Annotated in this window: 19 protein-coding genes; 6 read left to right on the top strand and 13 right to left on the bottom strand. The window is 69.6% G+C overall.

What is annotated here, in order from left to right:
- From ABZX61_RS03345 to ABZX61_RS03335, 3 genes are all read left to right on the top strand, one after another.
- A complete protein-coding gene (locus tag ABZX61_RS03345; protein WP_355191138.1) occupies positions 1–1101 on the top strand; it encodes a histidine kinase in 1101 nt (366 codons plus the stop codon).
- A complete protein-coding gene (locus ABZX61_RS03340) occupies positions 1098–1730 on the top strand; it encodes a response regulator transcription factor (protein WP_355191136.1) in 633 nt (210 codons plus the stop codon). Before ABZX61_RS03345 ends, ABZX61_RS03340 begins: the two co-directional genes overlap by 4 nt.
- Before the next feature lie 84 nt (positions 1731–1814).
- A complete protein-coding gene (locus ABZX61_RS03335) occupies positions 1815–4361 on the top strand; it encodes a tetratricopeptide repeat protein (protein WP_355191134.1) in 2547 nt (848 codons plus the stop codon).
- Here the strand turns inward: ABZX61_RS03335 and ABZX61_RS03330 are convergent.
- Entirely contained in the window at positions 4337–4705 is a 369-nt protein-coding gene (locus ABZX61_RS03330) for a hypothetical protein (RefSeq protein ID WP_355191132.1), read from the bottom strand. The two genes, ABZX61_RS03335 and ABZX61_RS03330, sit on opposite strands and share 25 nt — an antisense overlap.
- Positions 4706–4853: 148 nt before the next feature.
- Between ABZX61_RS03330 and ABZX61_RS03325 the strand changes: the two genes are divergently transcribed.
- The gene (locus ABZX61_RS03325) at positions 4854–5567 is read left to right on the top strand and encodes an expansin EXLX1 family cellulose-binding protein (protein WP_355191130.1); all 714 of its coding nucleotides are present in this window, start codon (positions 4854–4856) and stop codon (positions 5565–5567) included.
- A 6-nt stretch (positions 5568–5573) separates the two neighbouring features.
- Here the strand turns inward: ABZX61_RS03325 and ABZX61_RS03320 are convergent, their stop codons facing one another.
- Positions 5574–6563 carry a GlxA family transcriptional regulator gene (locus tag ABZX61_RS03320; protein ID WP_355191128.1) on the bottom strand — a complete coding sequence of 330 codons (990 nt, stop codon included), beginning with the start codon at positions 6561–6563 and terminating at the stop codon, positions 5574–5576.
- A gap of 131 nt (positions 6564–6694) precedes the next feature.
- Here ABZX61_RS03320 and ABZX61_RS03315 point away from each other — a divergent pair, with 131 nt between their 5' ends.
- Complete coding sequence (locus ABZX61_RS03315; RefSeq protein ID WP_355191126.1) at positions 6695–7330, top strand: DUF2238 domain-containing protein; 636 nt, start codon at positions 6695–6697, stop codon at positions 7328–7330.
- Positions 7331–7395: 65 nt separating this feature from the next.
- Here the strand turns inward: ABZX61_RS03315 and ABZX61_RS03310 are convergent, their stop codons facing one another.
- From ABZX61_RS03310 to ABZX61_RS03300, 3 genes are all read right to left on the bottom strand, one after another.
- Positions 7396–8226 carry a maleylpyruvate isomerase family mycothiol-dependent enzyme gene (locus tag ABZX61_RS03310; RefSeq protein ID WP_355191124.1) on the bottom strand — a complete coding sequence of 277 codons (831 nt, stop codon included), beginning with the start codon at positions 8224–8226 and terminating at the stop codon, positions 7396–7398.
- Between the two features lie 59 nt (positions 8227–8285).
- Positions 8286–8477, bottom strand: coding sequence for a hypothetical protein (locus tag ABZX61_RS03305; RefSeq protein WP_355191122.1), 192 nt, complete (start codon positions 8475–8477; stop codon positions 8286–8288).
- 333 nt (positions 8478–8810) lie between these two features.
- On the bottom strand, positions 8811–9656 hold the full coding sequence (locus ABZX61_RS03300) for a helix-turn-helix transcriptional regulator (protein ID WP_355191120.1): 846 nt from the start codon (positions 9654–9656) through the stop codon (positions 8811–8813).
- Between the two features lie 59 nt (positions 9657–9715).
- Between ABZX61_RS03300 and ABZX61_RS03295 the strand changes: the two genes are divergently transcribed.
- Positions 9716–11287 (top strand): FAD-dependent oxidoreductase, encoded by a 1572-nt coding sequence (locus ABZX61_RS03295; RefSeq protein ID WP_355191118.1) that lies wholly within the window; start codon positions 9716–9718, stop codon positions 11285–11287.
- Between the two features lie 12 nt (positions 11288–11299).
- Here ABZX61_RS03295 and ABZX61_RS03290 read toward each other — a convergent pair whose 3' ends face one another.
- The 8 genes from ABZX61_RS03290 to ABZX61_RS03255 form a co-directional block, all read right to left on the bottom strand.
- Positions 11300–12913 carry an FAD-dependent oxidoreductase gene (locus tag ABZX61_RS03290; protein WP_355191116.1) on the bottom strand — a complete coding sequence of 538 codons (1614 nt, stop codon included), beginning with the start codon at positions 12911–12913 and terminating at the stop codon, positions 11300–11302.
- On the bottom strand, positions 12913–14025 hold the full coding sequence (locus ABZX61_RS03285; protein ID WP_355191114.1) for a hypothetical protein: 1113 nt from the start codon (positions 14023–14025) through the stop codon (positions 12913–12915). Before ABZX61_RS03285 ends, ABZX61_RS03290 begins: the two co-directional genes overlap by 1 nt.
- Positions 14022–14990 carry an acetylxylan esterase gene (locus ABZX61_RS03280; RefSeq protein WP_355191112.1) on the bottom strand — a complete coding sequence of 323 codons (969 nt, stop codon included), beginning with the start codon at positions 14988–14990 and terminating at the stop codon, positions 14022–14024. The genes ABZX61_RS03285 and ABZX61_RS03280 overlap by 4 nt, the downstream gene beginning before the upstream one ends.
- 36 nt (positions 14991–15026) lie before the next feature.
- Positions 15027–15923 carry a carbohydrate ABC transporter permease gene (locus ABZX61_RS03275; RefSeq protein WP_355191111.1) on the bottom strand — a complete coding sequence of 299 codons (897 nt, stop codon included), beginning with the start codon at positions 15921–15923 and terminating at the stop codon, positions 15027–15029.
- On the bottom strand, positions 15920–16792 hold the full coding sequence (locus tag ABZX61_RS03270; RefSeq protein ID WP_355191109.1) for a sugar ABC transporter permease: 873 nt from the start codon (positions 16790–16792) through the stop codon (positions 15920–15922). Before ABZX61_RS03270 ends, ABZX61_RS03275 begins: the two co-directional genes overlap by 4 nt.
- A gap of 114 nt (positions 16793–16906) precedes the next feature.
- Positions 16907–18271: an extracellular solute-binding protein gene (locus tag ABZX61_RS03265; protein WP_355191107.1), complete on the bottom strand. Its 1365-nt coding sequence runs from the start codon at positions 18269–18271 to the stop codon at positions 16907–16909.
- A gap of 44 nt (positions 18272–18315) precedes the next feature.
- Positions 18316–19581: an enolase C-terminal domain-like protein gene (locus ABZX61_RS03260; protein WP_355191105.1), complete on the bottom strand. Its 1266-nt coding sequence runs from the start codon at positions 19579–19581 to the stop codon at positions 18316–18318.
- Positions 19578–20495 (bottom strand): NAD(P)-dependent oxidoreductase, encoded by a 918-nt coding sequence (locus ABZX61_RS03255; RefSeq protein ID WP_355191103.1) that lies wholly within the window; start codon positions 20493–20495, stop codon positions 19578–19580. Before ABZX61_RS03255 ends, ABZX61_RS03260 begins: the two co-directional genes overlap by 4 nt.
- Positions 20496–20553 lie beyond the last annotated feature (58 nt).

Raw genomic sequence — 20553 nt, 5'->3', positions numbered from 1 at the left:
ATGCGAGAGGTGTGGGGGCGGGTCGTACGGCTCCTGGCGGCCGACGACCCCGAAACGGGGCGCCTGGTCAGGCTGCTGTTGAGCCTGGTCCTCGCCTGGTCGCTGGCGGCCGCCGAGCCCGATCGCGTCCCCGCGCTGCTGTGGTCCGCGCTCGGCGTGTCCATGGCGTGCTGGCTCGCCTTCGTCCTGCTCGACGGCCGGTTCCCGCGCGTGGCCGTGGCCGCGCTGGCGGCGGGTTCGGCGGTCGCGGCGTCGGTGTCGGGGTCGGTCGAGCCGGCGCCCACGGTGTTCGTGTTCGCGATGTTGCTGCTGTTCGCGGCACACATGACGCCGAGCATGGCAGCGATCGCCGCGGTCACCGCGACCGACCTGGTGCTCATGGTCGGCAGCCTGCTGTGGTGGGAGCAGCCGCGATCGGCGATCGTGGTCCGCGGGACGGTCGTGATGCTCACCGTGCTCTTCGCGTTGCAGCGCCGCCAGTACCGGCAGGCCCAGCACGACCGGGCCAGGGCCATGGCGCTCGACGAGCGGACCCGCATCGCCAGGGAGCTGCACGACGTGCTCGCGCATTCCCTCGGCGCCCTGGGGGTGCAGCTGGAGGTCGCCGAGGCCATGCTCACCGAGCGGGGCGACGTGGAGGGGGCGGTGGCGCGCGTCCGCAGAGCGCGGGCGCTGGCCAGGGAAGGGCTGGTCGAGGCCCGTTCGGCGGTGGCGGCGCTGCGCGAGGACGTGCCACCGCTGCCCGACGCGCTGAGCCTGCTGGTCACCGAGCACCGCAGGGACCACGAGGTGCCGGCCGAGCTGCGTACGACGGGCACGCGGCGGCCGATCACCCCGGCGGCGGAGGTCTGCCTGCTGCGTACGGCACGCGAGGCGCTCACCAACGCCGCCAAGCACGCGCCGGGCGAGCCGGTCACGGTGGAGATCGGCTACGGTGAGGGCGCCGTCCGGCTGGTGGTGCGCAATCCGTACGCGGCCGCGGCGCCGTCATCCGGGCACGGGCTGCAGGGCATGCGCGAGCGGCTGGCGCTCGCGGGCGGGACGCTGAACGCGGGACCGTCGCAGGGCCTGTGGGAGGTACGGGCGGAGGTGCCGGAATGAAGGTCCTGGTCGTGGACGACCAGCAGCTCATGCGCGAGGGCCTGGTGGCGCTGCTGGACCTGGTCGACGACGTGGACGTGGTGGGCGACGCCGGGGACGGCGAACAGGCCCTGCGCCTGGTGGCCGAGCTCCGCCCCGACGTCGTGCTGATGGACCTGCGCATGCCCGTGATGGACGGCGTCGAGGCCACGCGGCGGATCGCCCGCGCGCATCCGGAGGTGGCCGTCGTGGTGCTGACGACGTACGACGACGACCGGTCCGTGGACTCCGCCCTGCTGGCCGGGGCCTGCGGCTACCTCACCAAGGACGCCGGGCGCGCGGAGATCGCCGCCGCCCTGCGCTCGGCCGCCGCCGGGCAGTCGACGTTCTCGGCGGCGGTGTCCCGCCGGCTGGTGGACGCGCTGTCCCGTGCCGCGCCGCCGCCGGTCTCGGCGTGTCCCGACGGGCTGACCGTACGGGAGGTCGAGGTGCTGAGGCTCGTCGCCCGGGGGATGAGCAACGCGGAGATCGGCTCGGCGCTCTTCATCGCGGAGACGACGGTCAAGACGCACATCAACAACGCCTTCGCCAAGATCGGCGTACGCAACCGCACGGAGGCCGCCGCCTACGCGCGCGACAGCCTCCTGTAGCGCCTGCGCCAGGGCCAGCGGGCCGATGGAGAATGACATAGGCTCGTTCTTGATCCGGACAGCTGACCACTTGGAGATGGGTTCATGCCGTCAGGAGTACGCGACGGCGCCGAGGCGGGCCGTCCGGTCGGGGGGCCGGGCCTGGGCGCGTTGTTACGGAGCTGGCGTGAGCGGGCGCTGCTGACCCAGGAGCAGGTGGCGGCGCGGGCGGGGCTCAACGTCCGCACGGTTCGCCGGTTGGAGGCGGACGAGCTGCGGCGGCCGCGCAGCGCGTCGGTGCGCTCGCTGGCCGTAGCGCTGGGCCTGGACGCCGCGGAGGTGTCCGTTCTGACGCGTGCCGCGAACGGACTGTCAGACGGCGCGCGGCCGACACCGCGGCAGCTGCCCGCCGACGCGGCGGCGTTCATCGGCCGGGCACGGGAGCTGGCCGTTCTCGACGACGTCGGTGACGCCGCCACGGTGGTGGTCACCGCCATCGACGGCATGGCGGGGGTGGGCAAGACCGCGCTGGCCGTGCACGCCGCGTACCAGCTGGCTCCGCGCTTTCCCGACGGTGATCTGTTCGTCGACCTGCACGGCTACACGCGGGGCATGCCCGCGGCAGACCCGGCCGACGCGCTCGCCCGCGTGCTGGAGGTGCTGGGCGTGCCCGGGGAGACGATTCCGCAGCACCTCGACGACCGGGCCGCGCTCTATCGCAGCGTGCTGGCCGACCGGAAGATGCTGATCGTCCTGGACAACGCCGCCGACGAGGCCCAGGTGCGGCCCCTGCTGCCGGGTGCGGGCGGCTGCCTGGTGCTGGTGACGAGCCGGCGGCGGCTGGTCGGGCTGGACGACGCCCGTACGGTGTCGGTCGACGTGCTGCCGCTCGCGGACGCGATCGCGCTGTTCACCGGCACCGCCGGCGAGGAGCGGGTCGCGGGGGTGCCGCGGGAGGTGCTGGCCGCGGTGGTACGGCGGTGCGGGCTGTTACCGCTGGCCATCCGCCTGGCCGCGGCCCGGCTGAAGGCCCATCCGGCCTGGAGCGTGCGGCACCTGTTGCAGCGGCTGGAGGAGCACCAGCACCCGCTGAGCGAGCTGCGCGCCGGGCAGCACAGCGTCACCGCCGCGCTCGACCTGTCCTACCAGGAGCTCACGGACGCCGAGCGGCGGGCGTACCGGCTGCTGGGGTTGCACCCCGGCATGGACCTCGCGCCCGACGCGGCCGCCGCGCTGCTGGCCACCACCGTCAAGCGGGCCGCGACGCTGCTGGACCGGCTGCTGGAGGTCCACCTGCTGCAGGAGCCGATCCCCTGCCGCTACCGATTCCACGACCTGATCAGGACACACGCCGCCGAACGGGCCGCCGGAGAAGAGCCCGAGTCCGACCGGCGCGCCGCCTCGGCGCGGCTGCTGAACCACTACAGCCGCGCGGCCTCGGCGGCGATGGACCTCCTCTATCCCTACGAGGCGGACATGCGGCCGCGTATCGCGCCGGGCGAGGTGGCGCCGCCCGCGGTGGCCGACGCCGCCGCGTGGCTCGAGGCCGAGCTGTCCAACCTGCTCAGCCTCGCGCAGCTGGCCGCCGAGCACGGCTTCTCCGAACACGTCCGGCACCTGTCGGCCACCCTGCACCGGTGCCTGCGCACCCGCGGCCGGTATGCCGAGGCCGAGACGCTCCTGGAGCGGGCGCTGTCGGCGGCCCGGGCCGCCGAATACCGTACGGGCGAGCTGGAGGCCCTCCTCGGGCTCGGCGAGATCCGTCAGATGCAGTGCCGGTACGAGGCGGCTCTGGAGGATTCCTCCCGCGCCCTGGCCATCGCCTGCGCCATCGGTCATCGAGCGGGCGAGTTACGGGCGCTCAACGGCATCGGCATGGTCCGCGGGTTCCAGGGAGAGTACGCGCGGGCCGCCGAGCACTTCGAGCAGGCGCTGGACATCGCCCGGGCGATCGGTCACCGTACGGGTGAGCTGGACGCGCTGATCGCCGCCGGCAACGTCCACCGGATCATGGGGTGGTACGACACGAGCGCCGGCGAGCTGGCGCGGGCGCTCGTCATCGCCCGCTCGATCGGCCACCGCACCGGCGAGTTACGGGCGCTGCTCGGCATCGGCTTCATCCACCTCGGGCAGGGCGCGCACGGCCCTGCCACCGACTACTTCACGCTGGCCCTGGGCCTGGCCCGCGGCACCGGGCACCGGCTCGGCGAGCTCGACAGCCTCAACGGCCTCGGCCACCTGCACCGCTTCCAGGGGCGGTACGAGGAGGCGTACGACTGCTACGAGCAGGCCCTGCGCCTGGCGTGCGAGATCGGCAACAGCAACTGGCAGTTCGAGGCCCTCCACGGCATGGGCCGGCTGCAGCATGCCCGCGGCCAGGCCGACCAGGCGCTCGACTGCCACCGCCAGGCGCTGGACCTCGCCTCGGACCTTCACCAGCCGAGCGACCAGGCCCGCGCCCACGACGGCCTCGCCCACGCCCACGCCGCGCTTGGCCGGCCCGACCACGCCCGGCGCCACTGGAGCGAGGCCCTGACCATCATGTCCGCCCTCGGCATCGACCGGACCGAAGAGACAGGGGTGGACGCCGAGAGCATCCGCGCCCACCTGGCGTCAGCCGATTCGCATCAGCTGCCCGCCGCCGGCCCGTAGGCGCAGGGCGGGGCCGTGCCCGGCTGCATCCGGACGCGAAGCACCTGGCGGAGCTCGGGCGGCAGGCTTCCGCGCCCCACGCAGAGCACCTGGCTCGCGCCCGTACGGCCGGTGAGCACGACCTGGCAGCCGGGAACCGGCTGGTTGTCGAACGTGTCGACCTCGTACAGCTCCACCGGCTGATCCCGGGGCGGCTGGCAGGTCGTGTAGCTGAAACTGACGCCGGCGGTCCCGCTGATCAACGTCAGCCGTCCGATGGCCGCGTGCGCCGTGCCCGTCGTGCCCGCCACCGCCAGGCAGGCCAGCACCGACCCGGCGAGCAGTGCTTTCGTCATCGATTTCATGACGCGAGTGTCGATTGCCGCTGCCTGAACATCCAGGGCAATAACCGGCTATTTCCCGGACATATCACGGAAGATCTGCAGCTTTACCGTACCGAGATATACCGATTTCGCTACTGTCGCATCCATCACATATGAGAGGAAAACCTGGATGCGCCGCTTACCCACTGTTCTCGCCGCCGCGCTCGCCGCGACCTCGCTCCTCCCTGCCTCCGCCCTGGCCCAATCCGGCCGGAGCAAGGAGAGCACCGCGGCCGCCGGCGCGTCGGCGAAAGCGACCAGCGGTAAGGCGACCTTCTACGAACTCCGGTCCGGGGGCGGCAACTGCTCCTATCCGTCGCCTCCCGCCGGCGATCTCTACGTCGCGCTCTCCCGCGGCGAGTACCGCGCCGCGGCCGCCTGCGGCGGCTACCTGACCGTCACCGGCCCGAAGGGCTCCGTGCAGGTCAAGGTCGTCGACCAGTGCCCGGAGTGCCCCGCCGGGCACATCGACCTCAGCCGCAGGGCCTTCGCCCGCGTCGCGGACCCCGACAGGGGCTTGGTCGGGGTCACCTACAGACCGGCCGCCAACCCGAGGATCGGCAAACCGCTCTCCTTCCGCGTCAAGGAGGGGTCGTCGCAGTGGTGGCTGGCCCTGCTGGTCAACAACCACGGCAACCCGCTCACCTCGGTCGAGGTGAAGACCGCCGGCGGCGCGTGGCGCAAGCTGGCCAGGGCCGACTACAACTACTGGATCGCCGAGTCCGGCGCGGGCCAGGGCCCCTTCTCCGTACGGGTCACCGACACCCGCGGCCACCGGGTCACCGCCAACGGCGTCCGCCTGGCTCCCTCCGCCGTCCAGCACACCACCACGAAGATGTACTGAACGCCGTCAGCCTTGGGTCTGAGGATCCGCCACGGGCCGGTGGCCGGCCAGCCGGAACCGATTCCGGTACGCCGACGGCGCCACACCGAGCACCCGCAGGAACGCCTGGCGCATCGTCTCCTGCGAGCCGAAGCCGCACGCCTTGGCGATCTCCCGCACGATGGCGTCCCCGGACTCCAGCCGGGCCTGCGCCGCTTCGACCCGGAGCCGCTCCACGAACTGGGCCGGCGTCGACCCCAGCTCGCGGCGGAACAGGCGGGTCAGGTGACGCTCGCTGACGGCCAGGCCGGCGGCCATCGTGGCGAGGCGATGGTCCGCGGACAGGTCCGCGGCGACCAGGTCGAGCGCGCGGCGTACGGTCGGGTTGCGGGGCGCGGGAGCGGCGCCCGGGACGCTGAACTGGCGCTGCCCGCCGGGACGCTGCAGGAACACGACGAGGTGCTTGGCCACGGCACGGGCCCGGTCCTCGCCCTGGTCCTCCCCGACAAGCGCCAGCGCGAGGTCGATCCCGGCGGTGACACCCGCTGACGTGACGATCGAGCCGTCGCGTACGTAGATGGCGTTCGGCTCCACCGTGACGTCCGGGAACCGCGCCGCGAACTCGGCGCAGGCGTCCCAATGGGTCGTGGCCCGCCGGCCGTCGAGCAGCCCGGCCTCGGCGAGCAGGAACGCGCCCGTACACACGGACACCACCCGCCGAGCCCGCGGCGCCAGCTCCCGCAGCCTGTCGACCAGCGCGGACCCGAGAACCCCTGACGACCTCCTCGGATAGCCCGGCACCACCAGCGTGTCCACGTCGAGGTCCGGATCCGACAGCGCGAGGTCCACGCTCAGCGAGATGCCGACATCGCTGCGAACGGGCTGCCCGTCCGGCGAAGCCAACCGCACCCGATACCCACCGGCGTCGTTGAAGACCTGAACGGGGCCGGCCACATCGAGCAGCAACACTCCGTCGGACACGGCGAAGATCACTTCGTCGGACCGATTCGTTGTCATGTGGATAGTCTGTGGGCGCACGACGAATGTCCGCAAGGACGCCTGTCCCACGGATCCGGACATCAGGCGGTCGATGAAGATGACCTGCTCCCCTCGCTTCTCTCACCCCCACCGCTTTCGAGGCTGATCGCATGACTCCTGCTTCCGCCGCCCGGCGGCTGCCCTTGGTGCTGGCCGCCGTGGTGCTCCTCGCTCTGGTCGTCTCGGGTTTGCGTCCCTACGACCGGCTCACCTGGCTCCTGGAGACCTTCTGGGTGATCGGTGGTCTGCCGCTCCTGGTGGTGCTCTGGCGGCGCTTCCCGCTCACCACGCTGCTGTGCTGCCTGCTGGCCGTACACGCGCTGGTTCTGATCGTCGGGGGGCAGTACACCTATGCGCGGGTTCCGTTCGGGCACTGGCTGCAGGACGTGCTGGCGCTGTCGCGCAACCCTTATGACCGGGTCGGCCATCTGGTGCAGGGGTTCGTGCCCGCGATCCTGGTCCGTGAGGTGCTGGTGCGGACCTCCCCTCTGCGCGGCAGCGCGTGGCTGGCCCCGCTGACCGTCTGCGTCTGCCTGGCCTTCAGCGCCTTCTTCGAGATGCTGGAGTGGTGGTCGGCGCTCGCGGCCGGGTCGGCGGCCGACGCCTTCCTCGCCGTCCAGGGCGACCAGTGGGACACCCAGTGGGACATGGCCTGCGCCCTCATCGGCGCCGTCGCGTCCCTCCTGCTCCTCACCCGCCTGCACGACCGGCAGCTCGCGCGCCTGCACGCCGACCGGCGTCAGTGAATGTGACGGGTGAAGCGGTCCTGTGTCGCAGGTGGGGAAGTGGTCGCGGGCTGCGGTAGCTGATTTCAGGCGACGACGGCGAGCAAGGTCGTCATGGCCGCGGTGAGCTCCGGGTCGCCGCTCGGGTTCGAGCGTGCGCGGGCCTCCTCGACGCTGATGCCCCTGGTCGCCAGCCGCCAGAAGGTGTCCTGGTCCATCGAGACCCGCGCGGCCGGGCGGTCGCCGGTCATCACCGGCTGCCATCGGCCGCCCCGCCTGGCCACGCTCCACTGCCCGCCGGCCGGCCCGAGCACCTCCAGGTGAGCCGCTGTCCCCTCAGGACGTTCGTACGTCCTCAGGGTGTGCGGCAGCGCGCATGCGAAGAGGTCCAGCACCGGCGCCATGAGATCGGGCTGGGTGGCCCCGGGCCGGGAAACCGCGTCGCGGACCTGCTGCTGGTGAACCCAGAACTCGGTGTATTCGCGGCCGATGTCGAGCCAGGCGGGGCTGTCGAGGTCCGTGGCGGCCCAGGACACGTTCAGGTCGGCGGGCGCCTGCAGGTCGCGTGCCGCCCAGAGGGCGTCCAACTGCGGCCCCAGGTGCTCCAGCAGGTCGATCAGCAGTTGCGGGCTGAGCTGACGGGCGGCTCGGACGAACTCGTCGTTGGTCCGCGCGAGGTAGGCGGGAAGCGTCTCGTCGTCGGCGAAGACGGCGCCCCCGTGCCCGTCGCGGCTGCCCGACAGGCGCCGCATGTAGTCGTTGAGGACATGACCGACTACGTCGTGCACGTCCCACCCTGGGCAGATCGTCGGTCTGGCCCAGTCCGCCGGGTCCAGGGCACGCAGCAGGTCCAGCATGGCCTGCCGCTCACGCGGGAACAGGGGGCGTACGTCGATGACCGAACCGAAGAGCGTCATGACGTGACCCTATTGAACCGCCACATCCAGGGAGAACTCGTTTTCGAGCTGCCATCCGGTCAGTCCATGAAAGCGCTCCATGCCACGACGCTGACCTTGAGCCGGGCCTGCCGATTGTCGACCGGCACACCGGCAGCGGCGGCGGCCTCCCTCAGGTCCACCTCGCGCAGCGCCTCAATGGTGGAGGTGCGCAGGTCGCGGATGTACTCGCGATGCGTCTGGACGTCGTCAGGAGTGCCGAAGAGGGCCATGTGACTCGCCGTCAGGATCCGATGTTCCGGGAGGTGGATGAACAGATTGCCCGGCAGGTGCCAGTCTCCTTTGTACTCGAGGACGAACCGCTCTCCGTCGAGGTCCAGCTCGCTTCTCGTTCCGCCGAAGGTTTCGTTGGGCAGAGGCCGGTTGCCGTCGTGCGCCTCCTTGATGAATTCGGCGGTTTCCGCCCAGGTCCAGCGGGGCGTCCACGACGACCACGCCGTTCTTGGTCACCAGGAACATGGTGTTCACCATCCCGCTGGGTGGCCGAGGTCAACGGCTGGATCGCCATCGTGCCGGCGCACGCCACGGTGAGTTCCTGCGCTCGATCACCTGATGGACGGGCTCCCCGCGCGATATTCAGAAGGCGACTGACCGGTGGTGGCTTTGAAGACCCGGCTGAGGTAGAACGCGCTGCGATATCCGCACCGTTCGGCGATGGTCTGCAGGGTGAAGTCGGTCCCGGTCAACAGCTCCCGCGCTTTCTGCAACCTGACGCCACGAAGGTATTGGCCCGGCGTGACACCTCGAACGTCCCGGAAGCGTCGCGAGAGCAGCGAAGAGCTGACGCCCAGCGTCCTCGCGAGATCGCCGAGCGAAAGATCCGGCGAGGTGAAGCACTCCAGGATGCAGGCGGTCGCCTTCCGCACCAGGACGTCCTCACGCACGTCTCCCCGCGTCCGCTCCCAAAGCAGGGTGATGAGCACGTCGTCGACCACATGCGCCGCGACCATCTCCGCATCCAACCTTTGATGACCTTCATCGGAAGCGGATTGCGTGGATTCGAGAAGTGCGAGGTCGGCGCGCAGGCGATCGACGTCGCGCAATCGACTGCAGCCGATCGGCGGCTCCAGAGCGGTCAGGAATCGCGCGAAGAAGAACGACGTCGGCGTTCTCATCTGCCGCCGTAGCGTGCTGCCCGGCGGGCTGATGACGACATCGCCGAAATGCGCCTCGCCCCGAAGCCCGGCGGCACCCACCGCTCTGGTTCTGTGCGCCGCTTCATCCTCGACTTCATAGGAGAACGTTCCGTTCCTCGGCAGCAGCATGCACCACCCCTCGTACGTGTCGGAACCGTGGCTGAACTGCGGGCGCCGGGGTGCCAGCAGGTAACCATCAAGACCCATCCCATGGCCTCTCATCAAAATGTGCATGATCTCCACCAAAATCGCCATTCCGTGGTCCTGCGCAGTCCGAAAAAATATGAGGACCAATCTCGAACAGGACGGAATCGATGACGCTGAGGGCCGATATCTGCGTGTACGGTGGAACGCCCGCAGGCTGTGTCGCCGCCATCACGGCACACCAGGAAGGCAACTCCGTAATACTCGTCGAGCCAGGTCGTCGGCTCGGAGGAATGCTGGGCTCAGGAATCAAACCGCTCCAGGACTGCCCCCTTCCCGAGGCTGTCGGAGGACTGACGAACGACGTGATCTTTCGTTTCGGGGACCATCCCCCGGACATCGTGCGCGGGTTCCACGAGTGGCTTTCCGAGGCCGGCATCAAAGTGATCTTCGAGCACCGCATCCGCTCGGCGACGCGAAACGGCGACCATATCGACACCATCCAGCTTGAGCCTTCACCGCCGAGCAAATGGGGAGTGCCGCCGCCGGCATCCGAATCGGGAGAGCCTTTCAGCATATCGGCGTCGATTTTCGTCGACGCTTCTTACGAAGGTGACCTGATGGCTCTCGCAGAGGTTCCTCATCGAACCGGACGTGAATCGCGCCAGGCGTTCGGCGAGGCACCGGCAGGCGTCGGTCACATCACGAACTGGACGCCGATCGACCCCTACGTCGTACCGGGCGATCCCACCAGTGGGCTCATCCCGCTCATCGACGAGGACCACGGATTGCCGATCGGCTCGGCGGACGGCTACACCCAGGCATACAACTTCCGTTTCTATCTGACGTCGGACAAGCGTCACAGGGCTGAGATCACCGCGCCGGACGACTACTCACCTGACACATTCGAGTTGGTCCGCCGCTACGTCGAGCACATCAAGTCCGTGAGCACGGGCACCGGCGACCAGCTGGACAGACTCCGAGCTGTGTTTCCCGGATGGCTCAATTCAGGTGAATACAACTACCAGCGCGCCTCCCTTGTCACGAATGCGCCCGTCGGCGTGAGCCACGACTACCAGGACGGCGACTGGAACGTCCGGTCGCGGATCTGGCGCCACCACATCGACTATCTCCGCGGCCTGCACCACTTCCTCTCGACCCACCCTGAGGTGCCCGAGGAGTTCCGGCGAGAGACGGCCGCGTACGGCTTGGACGCCGGCGTCTTCCCGGACACCGACGGGTGGCCGCACCAGCTCTATGTACGGGTATCCCGGCGCCTCAAGGGCCGGTACACCCTTACCCACGCGGATGTGTTGAACCAGACCGATCCCGCCGATGCCATCGGGCTCGCCCTCTTCGGCGTGGACGTGTACCCCGCCCGGCGCATCGCTCATCGCGATTGCGAAACAGGGCAACTCGGGGTGGCGACCGAGGGCGACATGTTCATCGGCGGACACCTGGGAACGGGCCGGCCGTACCCCGTTCCCTACCGGGTCATCACGCCGCACAAGAGCGACTGCGCGAATCTGCTCGTGCCCGTCTGCCTGTCGGCGACGCACATCGCGTACGCGGCCACCCGCATGGAACCGGTCTTCTGCGTTCTCGCGGAGTCGGCTGCCGTCGCGGCGACGTTGGCGATCCGGAACCAGGTCGCCGTTCAGGACATCGACCCCGAGCAGCTTCGGAAACGCATCACCGAAAGAGGCCAGATCATCGCCTGGAGCCCCCAGGAATCCGGGTGAGAAACGGCCGGCTCAGCTCGCGGACCGACCGGTGCGGATGTCATCGGGCCACTCGAGAGTGACACCGAGGTCATCACGAAGACGTCGCTGCAGGCGGCGGAGGCTCGCCGGATCGGCCCGGAGCTGCGCCGGGGTCTGAGCCGTCCCGGCGACCTGGGCCGCCAGAGCGCCGACCGCCTCGCCGATGGACCATTCGACCGGATGCAACCGGTACGCGCCGTTGGCGACATGGGTGGTGCCGATGTTCTTGTTCGCGGCGACGAGGTTGTCGACGTCGACCGGGATGAGGGCTCCGAGCGGAATCTGGAACGGGAAGCAGTCGATGTCGACATAGCCTCGGCCGGAGGTGCTGGGATGCAGGTCGATGCGGTAGTGGCCGATGCCGACGCTGTCCTCGAAAAGTGCGCTTCCCTCGCCGGGCCCCCGCATTTCCACCCCGATGTGCGCCTCGGTCACTCGGAACAGGGGACGGATCCGGCGTGACTCGCGAATGTACACCTCCTTCGCCAAGCCATCCGAGGTGCCCGTGACATCGCCCCTGGGGCGCAGCTCGGGATAGCCGGTGCCGCCGTCATGGCGAGGGGCCTCGGTCTGCATCCAGTGGACGAAGCTGCGGGTGAGGGAGCGCGCCTCCGCCAGCGCCTGCTCGCGCTCCTCCGCGCTCACACCGAGCAGCGGACGCTCCCAGTAGTCGATCTGCGGCCAGTTCACCAGCGTGATCTCACCCCCGGGAAAGCTCGGGTCGAGGTTCTGCCGCGACAGGATCCGGCGGTAGTGCCACAGGTCGTCGGCGCCTGTGTGGACGGCCTGCTCGGGCGAGTGGACGAACAGCGGCCGCCACCGCACCTCACCCGTATCGGGCACGATGTCCTTCCAGGACAGCTGCGGGCCGGGCCAGCGGGGGTCCACGGTGTCGCGCCAGTGCTCATAGTCGCCGGGCCTGTCGATGGTGTGGTCTTCACCCTCGCGATATTCGAGTGCCACGCACCAGGTGACCGCCTGCTGATCCCGTGGATCCGGCTCCGGCGGTGCGTGGAGTTCGCCGGTGTCGTCGTGCGACTCCGCCCCGATCGTGAAGAACATGCCGGCCTGCTCCAGGAGGTCACCTTCTTCGGTGGCGTCGGCCACGAGGCGGGCGGTCACATCGACGAGGTCGCCTTCCCGGCTGCGCAGCCGTACGTTGGCGATCTGCCGGTCGCGGCGGTCCACGTTCACCACGTCGTGTTCCCGCAGCAAGGTGATCGCGCCCGAGGCGAGGTGCGGAGACAGCAGTTCCTCGATCGCCAGCGCGCCCACCCTCGGCTCGTGACACAGCCGCGAGACGTTGCCTCGACCCGGATTCAGCTGCGGGTCCGCGGCCGCGTCCGGGGCAAGCGGGTAAAGGCGGCGATAGTGGGCTCGGATGATCTCGCGGAGCTCGCGGTACGAGGTCGAGCCGAGCTCGGTCTCGATCCACCGGTGCTCGTCCGGCGGAACCGCCTGCGTGGTCAGCTGGCCGCCGAGCCAGTCCGACCGCTCGGCGAGCACCACCCGGATGCCGAGGCGCGCCGCCGTCAACGCGGCGGCGACTCCCCCGAGCCCTCCTCCGACGACCAGAAGGTCCGTGTGAAGCGTACGCTCGCTCATCACATGCCCCTTTCATGAACGATTGCGGGTCCGACGGTCGCCTCCATGCGCGCGAACCAGCCTTCGGCGAAGTCAATGTCGGGCGCCCGTCCGGCGGGCAGGGTGATCGTCGGCTCCGCTGCCGCCTGTCCGCGTGGCCGGTCACGCAGTTCCGCGACCACCTCGGCCACCCGCGATCCGATCGGTTTCACCCGTCCTTCGGCGTCGATGAGGCCCAGGCCGTACTCGAGCTCGTCGAAGCCGGTGAAGCGGCGGCTGATGTCGTGGGACGCCCACCACGTGACAGCGCCCAGTCCGGGGATCGCGGCGGCACGCCGCAACATCCGCTCGGCGAAGTCCTCCACGGCCATGTCCGTGAGCCAGAGCGGGGAAACCCCGAGCTCCTGGATCCACAGCGACTTGCCCGCGGCGCCAGAGGTCGCGCGGGCGACCTGCGCGAGATAGTCGGGGATGGCCCAGGCGCGCTCCTCCCCGACCCTGGCCAGAGCACCGGTGAAGAACGGCCACGCGTGCACCGGGACGAGATCGCACGCGCCGGCCACGAACGCCCGTCTGATCGGGGCGTCATCGCTCATCCACGGCACATGGTCGACTCCCACGGTGACCGGCACGGAGGCCGCACGAGCGGCATGGAGCATCCTCGCGGCCCAGGCCTCGCCTTCACCTGGCTTGAGACGGCGCATGAGGACGTTGGGCTCGTTCGCGACGTCGACGCACCAGAGCGCCGGGTGGCCTTCGACCGCTCGCGAGACGGTGCCGACGAGCAGTTCCGCGGCGCTGACGGCCGCGGCGTCGGTGAAGGGATCGACGTCCTTCAGCCAGAACGGCCGGAAGTCGAAGCCGCTCAGCCAGCCGTTCAGCACGGTCACGCAGACGTCGAGCCCGCTCTCCGCCGCACGGTCGAGCAGGCGGACGAGGCGGCGCAGCGCGCGTGGCGACACCCAGGACGGGTTGGGCTGGAAGAGCGGCCACAGGCACTGCACGCGCACGTGGTCGAACCCGAGCGAGGCGATCTGGTGGAGATCCTCCGCGAACGCGTCGTCATCGTCCTCTGCCCAGGCGTACCACCAGTTCTCCCGCGGCAGGTAGTTGACCCCGAAGCGCGCGCTCATGCCCGTGCCGTCCCCGTCAGGAGGGCGACCTGCCGCGGCCATTGGGCGGCGGCTCCGCCTTCGTGGCCGTTGAACGAGTACACGGTGATCTCCTTGGGGCCCGCGTAGGCATTGAACGCGGCGAAAACCGTCGACGGAGGGCAGGTCTGGTCCATGAGCGCGACCGAGAACAGGGCGGGAGCGGTGGCCAGAGCCGCGAGATTCACACCGTCGAAATACGAGAGCGTGTCGAAAACCCGCTCGGCGCTCTCGCGGTGCACGGAGAGATAGCGCGTGATCTCCGCGTACGGCTCGCGGTCGGTCAGGCCGACGGCGCGCTCGAAATGGCACAGGAACGGCACGTCGACGAAGACGGCCACGAGGTCCTCCGACAGGCCCGCGGCGGCGAGCGCGATGCCGCCTCCTTGGCTCCCGCCGGACACCGCCACGCGGGCGGCGTCCACGGACGGGTGCCGGCGCACCGCGTCGACCGCACGGACGGCGTCGGTGAACAGCCGCCGGTAGTAGTACGTCCCGGGATCCTCGATGCCACGGGTCATGACACCGTTCGCCGCCGGTCCGGACCCGTGCGGGTCAGGAGTGGCCCCGCCGACTCCCCAGGTGGAGCCCTGGCCACGCGAGTCCATCACGAAGCACGCGTATCCGGCTGCGACCCACGGAAGGTACTCGTGTGGCAGTCCGCGGCCGGCCCCGTAACCCAGGAACTGCACGACGGCGGGGTGGGGCCCGTCGCCGGGCGGCAGGAGCAGCCAGCCGGCGATCGGGTCGCCGGCGAACCCCGGGAAACGCACGTCAAGGACGTGGCACCCGACGAGCGGCGTCGTGGCCGGGGTGAAGTGCGGATCTCCGCCCGCCTTCCGGGCGTCGGCGAGCGTCTGCCGCCAGAAGGTGTCGAAGCCGGCGGGGACCCGGACCTCTGGCCGGTACGCGCGGAGCTGGTCGATGGGCAGGTCGAAGTGGGGCATCGGTGTCCTTGGTGCGGGTGCGGACGGAGCGTCGGCTCAGCCCTTGAGCGCGCCGGCGTTGCCTGCCGCCTGCAGGAACTGGCGCTGGAGAGCGAGGAAGAGACCGACGGGGATGATGACCGAGATGAAGAGCGCGGCCATGAACTGCGAGAAGTCGATGGAGCTCTGCAGCCTCGGCAGCGCGACCGAGATCGGCTGGTCCTGCGGGTTCGGCAGGACGAGCAGCGGCCAGAGGAACTCCTTGTAGGAGCCGACGAGCGTGAGGAGGCTGACGACGCCGAGAATCGGGCGTGACATCGGCAGGACGATGGAGAAGAACATCCTGAAGGGTCCCGCTCCGTCGATGCGGGCCGCGTTGAAGAGCTCCCGGGGGATGTTGGCGAAGAATCGCTGCATGAGCAGCACGTTGACGGCGTTGGCCGAGGACGGGAGCCACACCGCCCACATCGAGCCCAGCAGGCTGACATGGACGAGCGGAATGTCGATGACGGTCAGGTAGAGCGCCACAAGGGAGATCACGCCGGGAATGAACAGGGTGGCGAGGAGCGCCGCGAACACGGCCTTGGCGTACTTCGGCCGGAGAACCGCCAGACCGTAGCCGCCGGTCGTCGCGACGAGGAGCCCCAGGAACAGGGACCCGGCCATGAGCGCGAGTGTGTTCCAGAAATATCGGCCGAAGTCGACGCGTGTCCACACCTGAACGAACGAGTCCCAGTGGATGCCGCTGGGCCACAGGGAGAACGGCGCCGACAGCGTCTCGGTGGTGGTCGACGTGGCGGCCTTGAAGAGCCAGAAGAGCGGGCCCGCGCAGAGGATCACGAGGCCGGCGATGACGAGCGTGCCGATCGCCGCGACCGAGACGCGGACGACAGGTCTGCGACGATCGAGGAAGGAGAGGATGCCGCGTTCGGACGTACCGGATTCGGTGGTCATGAGGTGCTCCAGCGTCTGGTCGCCCAGAGGTACACGGCGGACAGGGCCGAGAGGACGACTGCCAGCAGGACGCTCAACGCGGTGGCTCGGCCGTAGTCGCCGGAGATGAAGGCGTAACGATAGATGAGCATCAAGATCGTGACGGTGCGGTTCTCCGGACCGCCGTTCGTCATGATGTACGGCTCGGTGAAGACCTGGAACGTGCCGATGACCTGGAGCAGGAACATCACCAGCAGGACGCCGCGCATCTGGGGCAGGGTGATGTGCCAGAACCGGCGCGACACCGCTGCTCCGTCGGCCTCGGCGGCGTCGTACAACTCGGTCTGGATGCTCATCAGCGTCGCCAGGTAGATGATCGTGGCGGTGCCGAACGACGCCCACGTCGCCTGCAGCACGATCGACGGCATGGCCAGATCGCCGTCGTTCAGCCAGGGGACAGGGCCGAGGCCGAACCAGCCCAGCACGGTGTTGAACACCCCCTTGGGGCTGGGGTCGAAGAACGCCTTCCACAGCAGCACGGCGACGACCGGCGGGAAGATCACCGGCAGGTAGACGAGGGCGGACGCGATCCTCCGCGCGCGCCGCAACTCGCCGATGAACACCGCCAGAAGCACCGGTACCGGGAACCCGATCACGAAGGCCAGGATCGAGAACCACAGGGTGTTCCAGGTCGCCGTCAGCAGAAGAGGGTCCTTCAGGACGCGGGCGAAGTTGTCGAGCCCGACCCACTCGGAGGTGAGAAAGTTCGTGCGCTGCAGGCTGAGCAGCAGGGAGCGGAGAATCGGCCACCAGGAGAACAGCCCGAATGACGCGAGAAGGGGGATGAAGAAGATCAATGTCGAGAGTCCGCCGCGGCGGACCCAGTGCACGACACCGCGCGAACGCTCTGTCGTAGGGGGAATGGTTGCGTCCGTCATCGTTCCGGAGGCGCCTTTCTGGACTGTCGCCCCCGTCGCACCGGCCGGCGTGACGGGGGCGACGGTTCAGCCCGCGTCGATCGCGGACTGGACCTTCTTCTGAGCGTCGTCGAGCAGGGCGGTGATGTCGGCGTCCCGCCGGGTCAACACCGCCTGCACGACGTTGTCGAGGATTCCGTACGTCTCCTGCGCCTTCGCCGCCGGTTCGGGCACGAGCGGCAGCGTCTTGGCCGAGTCGAAGTACGCCGCGAAGTGCTCGCGCGGCACGTTCACGTAATCCTTCACCCACGTCAGATACCGGTCGGTGGTGGCCTGGTCGAAGAGCGGGAGCACCGGTGCGCCCACCGGCAGCTTGTCGGCGGCGGCGGCCTTGGCGCCCGTGACGGCCGCCTGTTCGTTGTTGTACTTGTTGAACTCGGCGAACTCGATCCACTTGAGCGCGGCCTTGATCTCCTCCGCCGAGGCCCGCGGATTGATGATGGCCACGGACCCGCCGCCCAGAGTGCCGAGGCCTCCGGGCGCCTGCGGCATCGGGGCGAGGCCGAAGTCGTCCGGCTTCATCCCGAGAGACTGAACAACCGGGGTGTAGGTGTCCGCACCCTGCACGATCATGCCGACCTTGCCGCTGGCCAGGGCGTTCGTGATGTCCTTGTACCCGATGAGGAAGTCGGACCCGAAGGTGTCGTCGTCCCACCGCAGGGACCGGTAGAACTCCAGCGCGGCGCGGGTGGCGTTGTTGTTGACGTTGGCCTGCTTGCCGTCGTCCGACTGGATCTTGCTCCCGAAGGCGTAGCTCATGGTCGTGAGCGCCCAGCCTCCGGTGTTGTCCTTGGTCATGGCGCCGAAGCCCTGCACGCCGGTCTTGGCATGGATGGCCTTCGCGGCGGCCCGCACCTCGTCCCAGGTCTTCGGCGGCGCGTCGGGGTCGAGCCCGGCCTTGGTGAACAGGGCGCGGTTGTACAGCAGCCCCATGCTGTAGGCCTGGACGGGAACGCCGTAGACATGGCTGTCCGGGCTCGTGGCGACCTTCAGGATCGACGGGTTGACCCGCTTGACGGCGGCGTCCGCGCCGACGTAGCCGGTGATGTCGGCGGCCTGCTGCCGGGCGATGATCCCCTGCATCTCCGTGAAGGGCACGTAGAACACCGTGGGCAGCTTCCCGCCCGCGACCAGCGCCTGGAAGGTGTTCACGTCGAACGAGGACTCGTCACCGGTGACCGTGATGCCGGGGTTGGCCTTGGTGAAGTCGGTGATCTTGCGCTTGAACGCCTTGAGCTGATCGGGGTTTTCCTGGGTGGGCTGACCGGCGACGGTGATGGAAACGGAGCCGGACTGCGACGGGCTCTCGGCGCCACAGCCCGTAGTGAGAGCGAACGCTGCAGCACTGGCACTGAGGGCGGCAGCAAACTTCCGGACATTTGTGGGGGGCATGGGTCTCCTCAGTACTTTGTGCTGGTGTTGTCGCGGTGCTGCGGTCAGGGGGCGATGAGTCCTCCGTCCAGGCCTCGGACGCGGGCAGCCCAGGCATCGTGTCCCGACAGCCCTGCGGGGTGGCGGGCGGCGGCGGACTCGTCGAGATCGATGCCCCAGCCGGGAGCTTCGTTCGGGCGCAACCAGCCGTGCTCGATGCGCAAGGTACCTGGGAACACTTCGTGCACGGGCTCGCCGTACACGTGCCCTTCCTGGATGCCGAAGGCCGGGCTCGTCACGTCGAGCGCGACGTTGGCGGCGGCGCCGATCGGCGAGGTGTCGCCTGGACCGTGCCAGGCCGTACGGACGCCGACGAGCTCCGCGGCTGCGGCGATCTTGCGTGCGGCGGTCAGCCCGCCGATGTCCGACACATGGGAGCGGATGAAGTCCACGCCGCCACCGAGGACCAGGCGCGCGGCATCCGTCACCGAGGTCGTCAGCTCGCCGACCGCGATCGGCACGGGCGAGGCGGCGCGCACCTCCGGCAGGCGATCCCAATGCTCGGGGGCGATGACGTCCTCGAGGAAGAAGAGCCGATAAGGCTCGAGCGCGCGGGCGAGAACGACCGCCTGCTTCGGGGTCAGCCGGGAGTGCACGTCGTGGAGCAGCTCGATCTCCTCGCCGAAGCGCTCACGGGCGGCGGCGAACAGCTCCCGCGTACGCCGCAGGTACTCCGGCACGCTCCACCCGCCCGGGTACGGCGCGGACGCCTCGGTGACCTCGGCCGTCGGTGGAGCGCCGTAGGTGCCGCGGCCCGACTGTCCGACCTGGAGCCGGATGTGCCGCAGCCCGGCTTCGCGGAGGCGTTCGGCCTGGTCGAGCGTCTCCTCGATCGACGACCCGCCCGCGTGCAGGTACGTGTCGGCGGCGGCGCGTACCTTGCCTCCCAGCAGCTCGTGAACGGGTCTTCCCGCTCGCTTGCCGGCGATGTCCCACAGAGCCTGGTCGAGCCCGGAGATCGCGTTGTTGCCCACCGGCCCCTCACGCCAGTAGCCGGAGAAGCGGGCCAGCCGCACCAGGTCTTCGATGTCACCGGGGTATCGCCCGACGACGAGCCTGGCGAGATGATCCTCGACGTACGAGGCGACCGCGCGCCACCGCTGCGTGTACGTGGCGCAGCCGAGCCCGTAAAGGCCGTCGTCGCTGGTGGTCACCTTCACGACCAGCAGCGGGATGCCCTCGGGGGCGGTGGCGATCGCCCGGACGCCCGTGATGCGCACGTCGTCGGGCGCGTCCCACGGCTGTGCGAATGCCGTCGTGTCGTCGCTCATGCCGGCGTCTCCTGAAAGGTCGCGTTGATCGGGCCGCTCGGGTCGCCGAGCCGGTGCCGCGGCACCCATCCGAGGACGCGGCGGGCGGCGGAGGTGTCGATGGGGGCGGTGCGGCCCGGGAAGTCGCGGCGGCGTTCGCTCGTGGGGGCGAAGCGATCGAGCAGGAGGTCCGTCGGCTCCCCCACGATGGTGTCCTCTGCCGCCAGGAGCAAGGTGTGCATCCCGGAGATCGGGTGTGTCAGCCCGCGCAGCACCGCGTCCAGTGCGTCGGCCATCGCCAGGTACGCCCACCCTTCCCGGGCGAGACGCACCTGCTCGACCGGGTTCCGGCTCAACCGCGCGGCGATCTCCCGCAGTTCGGGAAGGTCTCTCACCAGCGGGAAGCGCAGCGCCACCACCGTGATCCCCCAGCGGCTGTGCGCCCAGGCCCCGGTCTGCTCATCGACCCACTTGGACAGCGAGTACGCGTCGTCATGCGCGACCGGCGACAACTCGTCGAGCGGGTAGTAGGCGGGAGTGAGATCGTGCCGGTTGAAGGGGACGCCGAACGCGTTGATCGAGCTCGCGATGACGGCGCGGCGCACGCCGACCTCGCCGGCGACGTTCAGCACGGTGAAGGTGGCCGAGGTGTTGCCCACGAACACCTCGCGCGCTGTTCCCAGGCCGGGGTGCGGTATGGCGGCGAGGTGCACGACGGCGTCCGCGTCCTCGAGCGCCTGCCGGACCAGAGTCTCGTCAGCGGCGTCACCGGTGAACACCCGGTCTGCCGGCGAGGGCCCTGACCATGTGGTCGAGAGTGCCGTCACGGAGATGCCCGCACTCAGCAGTGCCTCCACGACCGGCCGGCCGATGGTGCCGTCCGCACCGGTGACCAGCACGCGCGCGGGCTTCACGGGCGAGGCGGAATCAGTCAAGAGCAGTCCTAAAGATCTCAGCAAAGTCAGTTGCGAAACCGCTTTCGTAGCAGACCAT

It is taken from the genome of Nonomuraea sp. NPDC003709 (assembly GCF_040610775.1).
GTDB lineage: Bacteria > Actinomycetota > Actinomycetes > Streptosporangiales > Streptosporangiaceae > Nonomuraea > Nonomuraea angiospora_A.
Note: the sequence above shows the minus strand (reverse complement) of the source record. Positions and strands in the feature narration are given on the sequence as shown.

Coding starts and splice junctions, on each gene's coding strand:
- ABZX61_RS03305 (WP_355191122.1), bottom strand. CDS start 8,477: ATGGCCCTCTTCGGCACTCCTGACGACGTCCAGACGCATCGCGAGTAC.
- ABZX61_RS03325 (WP_355191130.1), top strand. CDS start 4,854: ATGCGCCGCTTACCCACTGTTCTCGCCGCCGCGCTCGCCGCGACCTCG.
- ABZX61_RS03315 (WP_355191126.1), top strand. CDS start 6,695: ATGACTCCTGCTTCCGCCGCCCGGCGGCTGCCCTTGGTGCTGGCCGCC.
- ABZX61_RS03290 (WP_355191116.1), bottom strand. CDS start 12,913: ATGAGCGAGCGTACGCTTCACACGGACCTTCTGGTCGTCGGAGGAGGG.
- ABZX61_RS03260 (WP_355191105.1), bottom strand. CDS start 19,581: ATGAGCGACGACACGACGGCATTCGCACAGCCGTGGGACGCGCCCGAC.
- ABZX61_RS03345 (WP_355191138.1), top strand. CDS start 1: ATGCGAGAGGTGTGGGGGCGGGTCGTACGGCTCCTGGCGGCCGACGAC.
- ABZX61_RS03285 (WP_355191114.1), bottom strand. CDS start 14,025: ATGAGCGCGCGCTTCGGGGTCAACTACCTGCCGCGGGAGAACTGGTGG.
- ABZX61_RS03275 (WP_355191111.1), bottom strand. CDS start 15,923: ATGACCACCGAATCCGGTACGTCCGAACGCGGCATCCTCTCCTTCCTC.
- ABZX61_RS03300 (WP_355191120.1), bottom strand. CDS start 9,656: ATGGCGATTTTGGTGGAGATCATGCACATTTTGATGAGAGGCCATGGG.
- ABZX61_RS03320 (WP_355191128.1), bottom strand. CDS start 6,563: ATGACAACGAATCGGTCCGACGAAGTGATCTTCGCCGTGTCCGACGGA.
- ABZX61_RS03280 (WP_355191112.1), bottom strand. CDS start 14,990: ATGCCCCACTTCGACCTGCCCATCGACCAGCTCCGCGCGTACCGGCCA.
- ABZX61_RS03330 (WP_355191132.1), bottom strand. CDS start 4,705: ATGAAATCGATGACGAAAGCACTGCTCGCCGGGTCGGTGCTGGCCTGC.
- ABZX61_RS03310 (WP_355191124.1), bottom strand. CDS start 8,226: ATGACGCTCTTCGGTTCGGTCATCGACGTACGCCCCCTGTTCCCGCGT.
- ABZX61_RS03295 (WP_355191118.1), top strand. CDS start 9,716: ATGACGCTGAGGGCCGATATCTGCGTGTACGGTGGAACGCCCGCAGGC.
- ABZX61_RS03335 (WP_355191134.1), top strand. CDS start 1,815: ATGCCGTCAGGAGTACGCGACGGCGCCGAGGCGGGCCGTCCGGTCGGG.
- ABZX61_RS03340 (WP_355191136.1), top strand. CDS start 1,098: ATGAAGGTCCTGGTCGTGGACGACCAGCAGCTCATGCGCGAGGGCCTG.
- ABZX61_RS03265 (WP_355191107.1), bottom strand. CDS start 18,271: ATGCCCCCCACAAATGTCCGGAAGTTTGCTGCCGCCCTCAGTGCCAGT.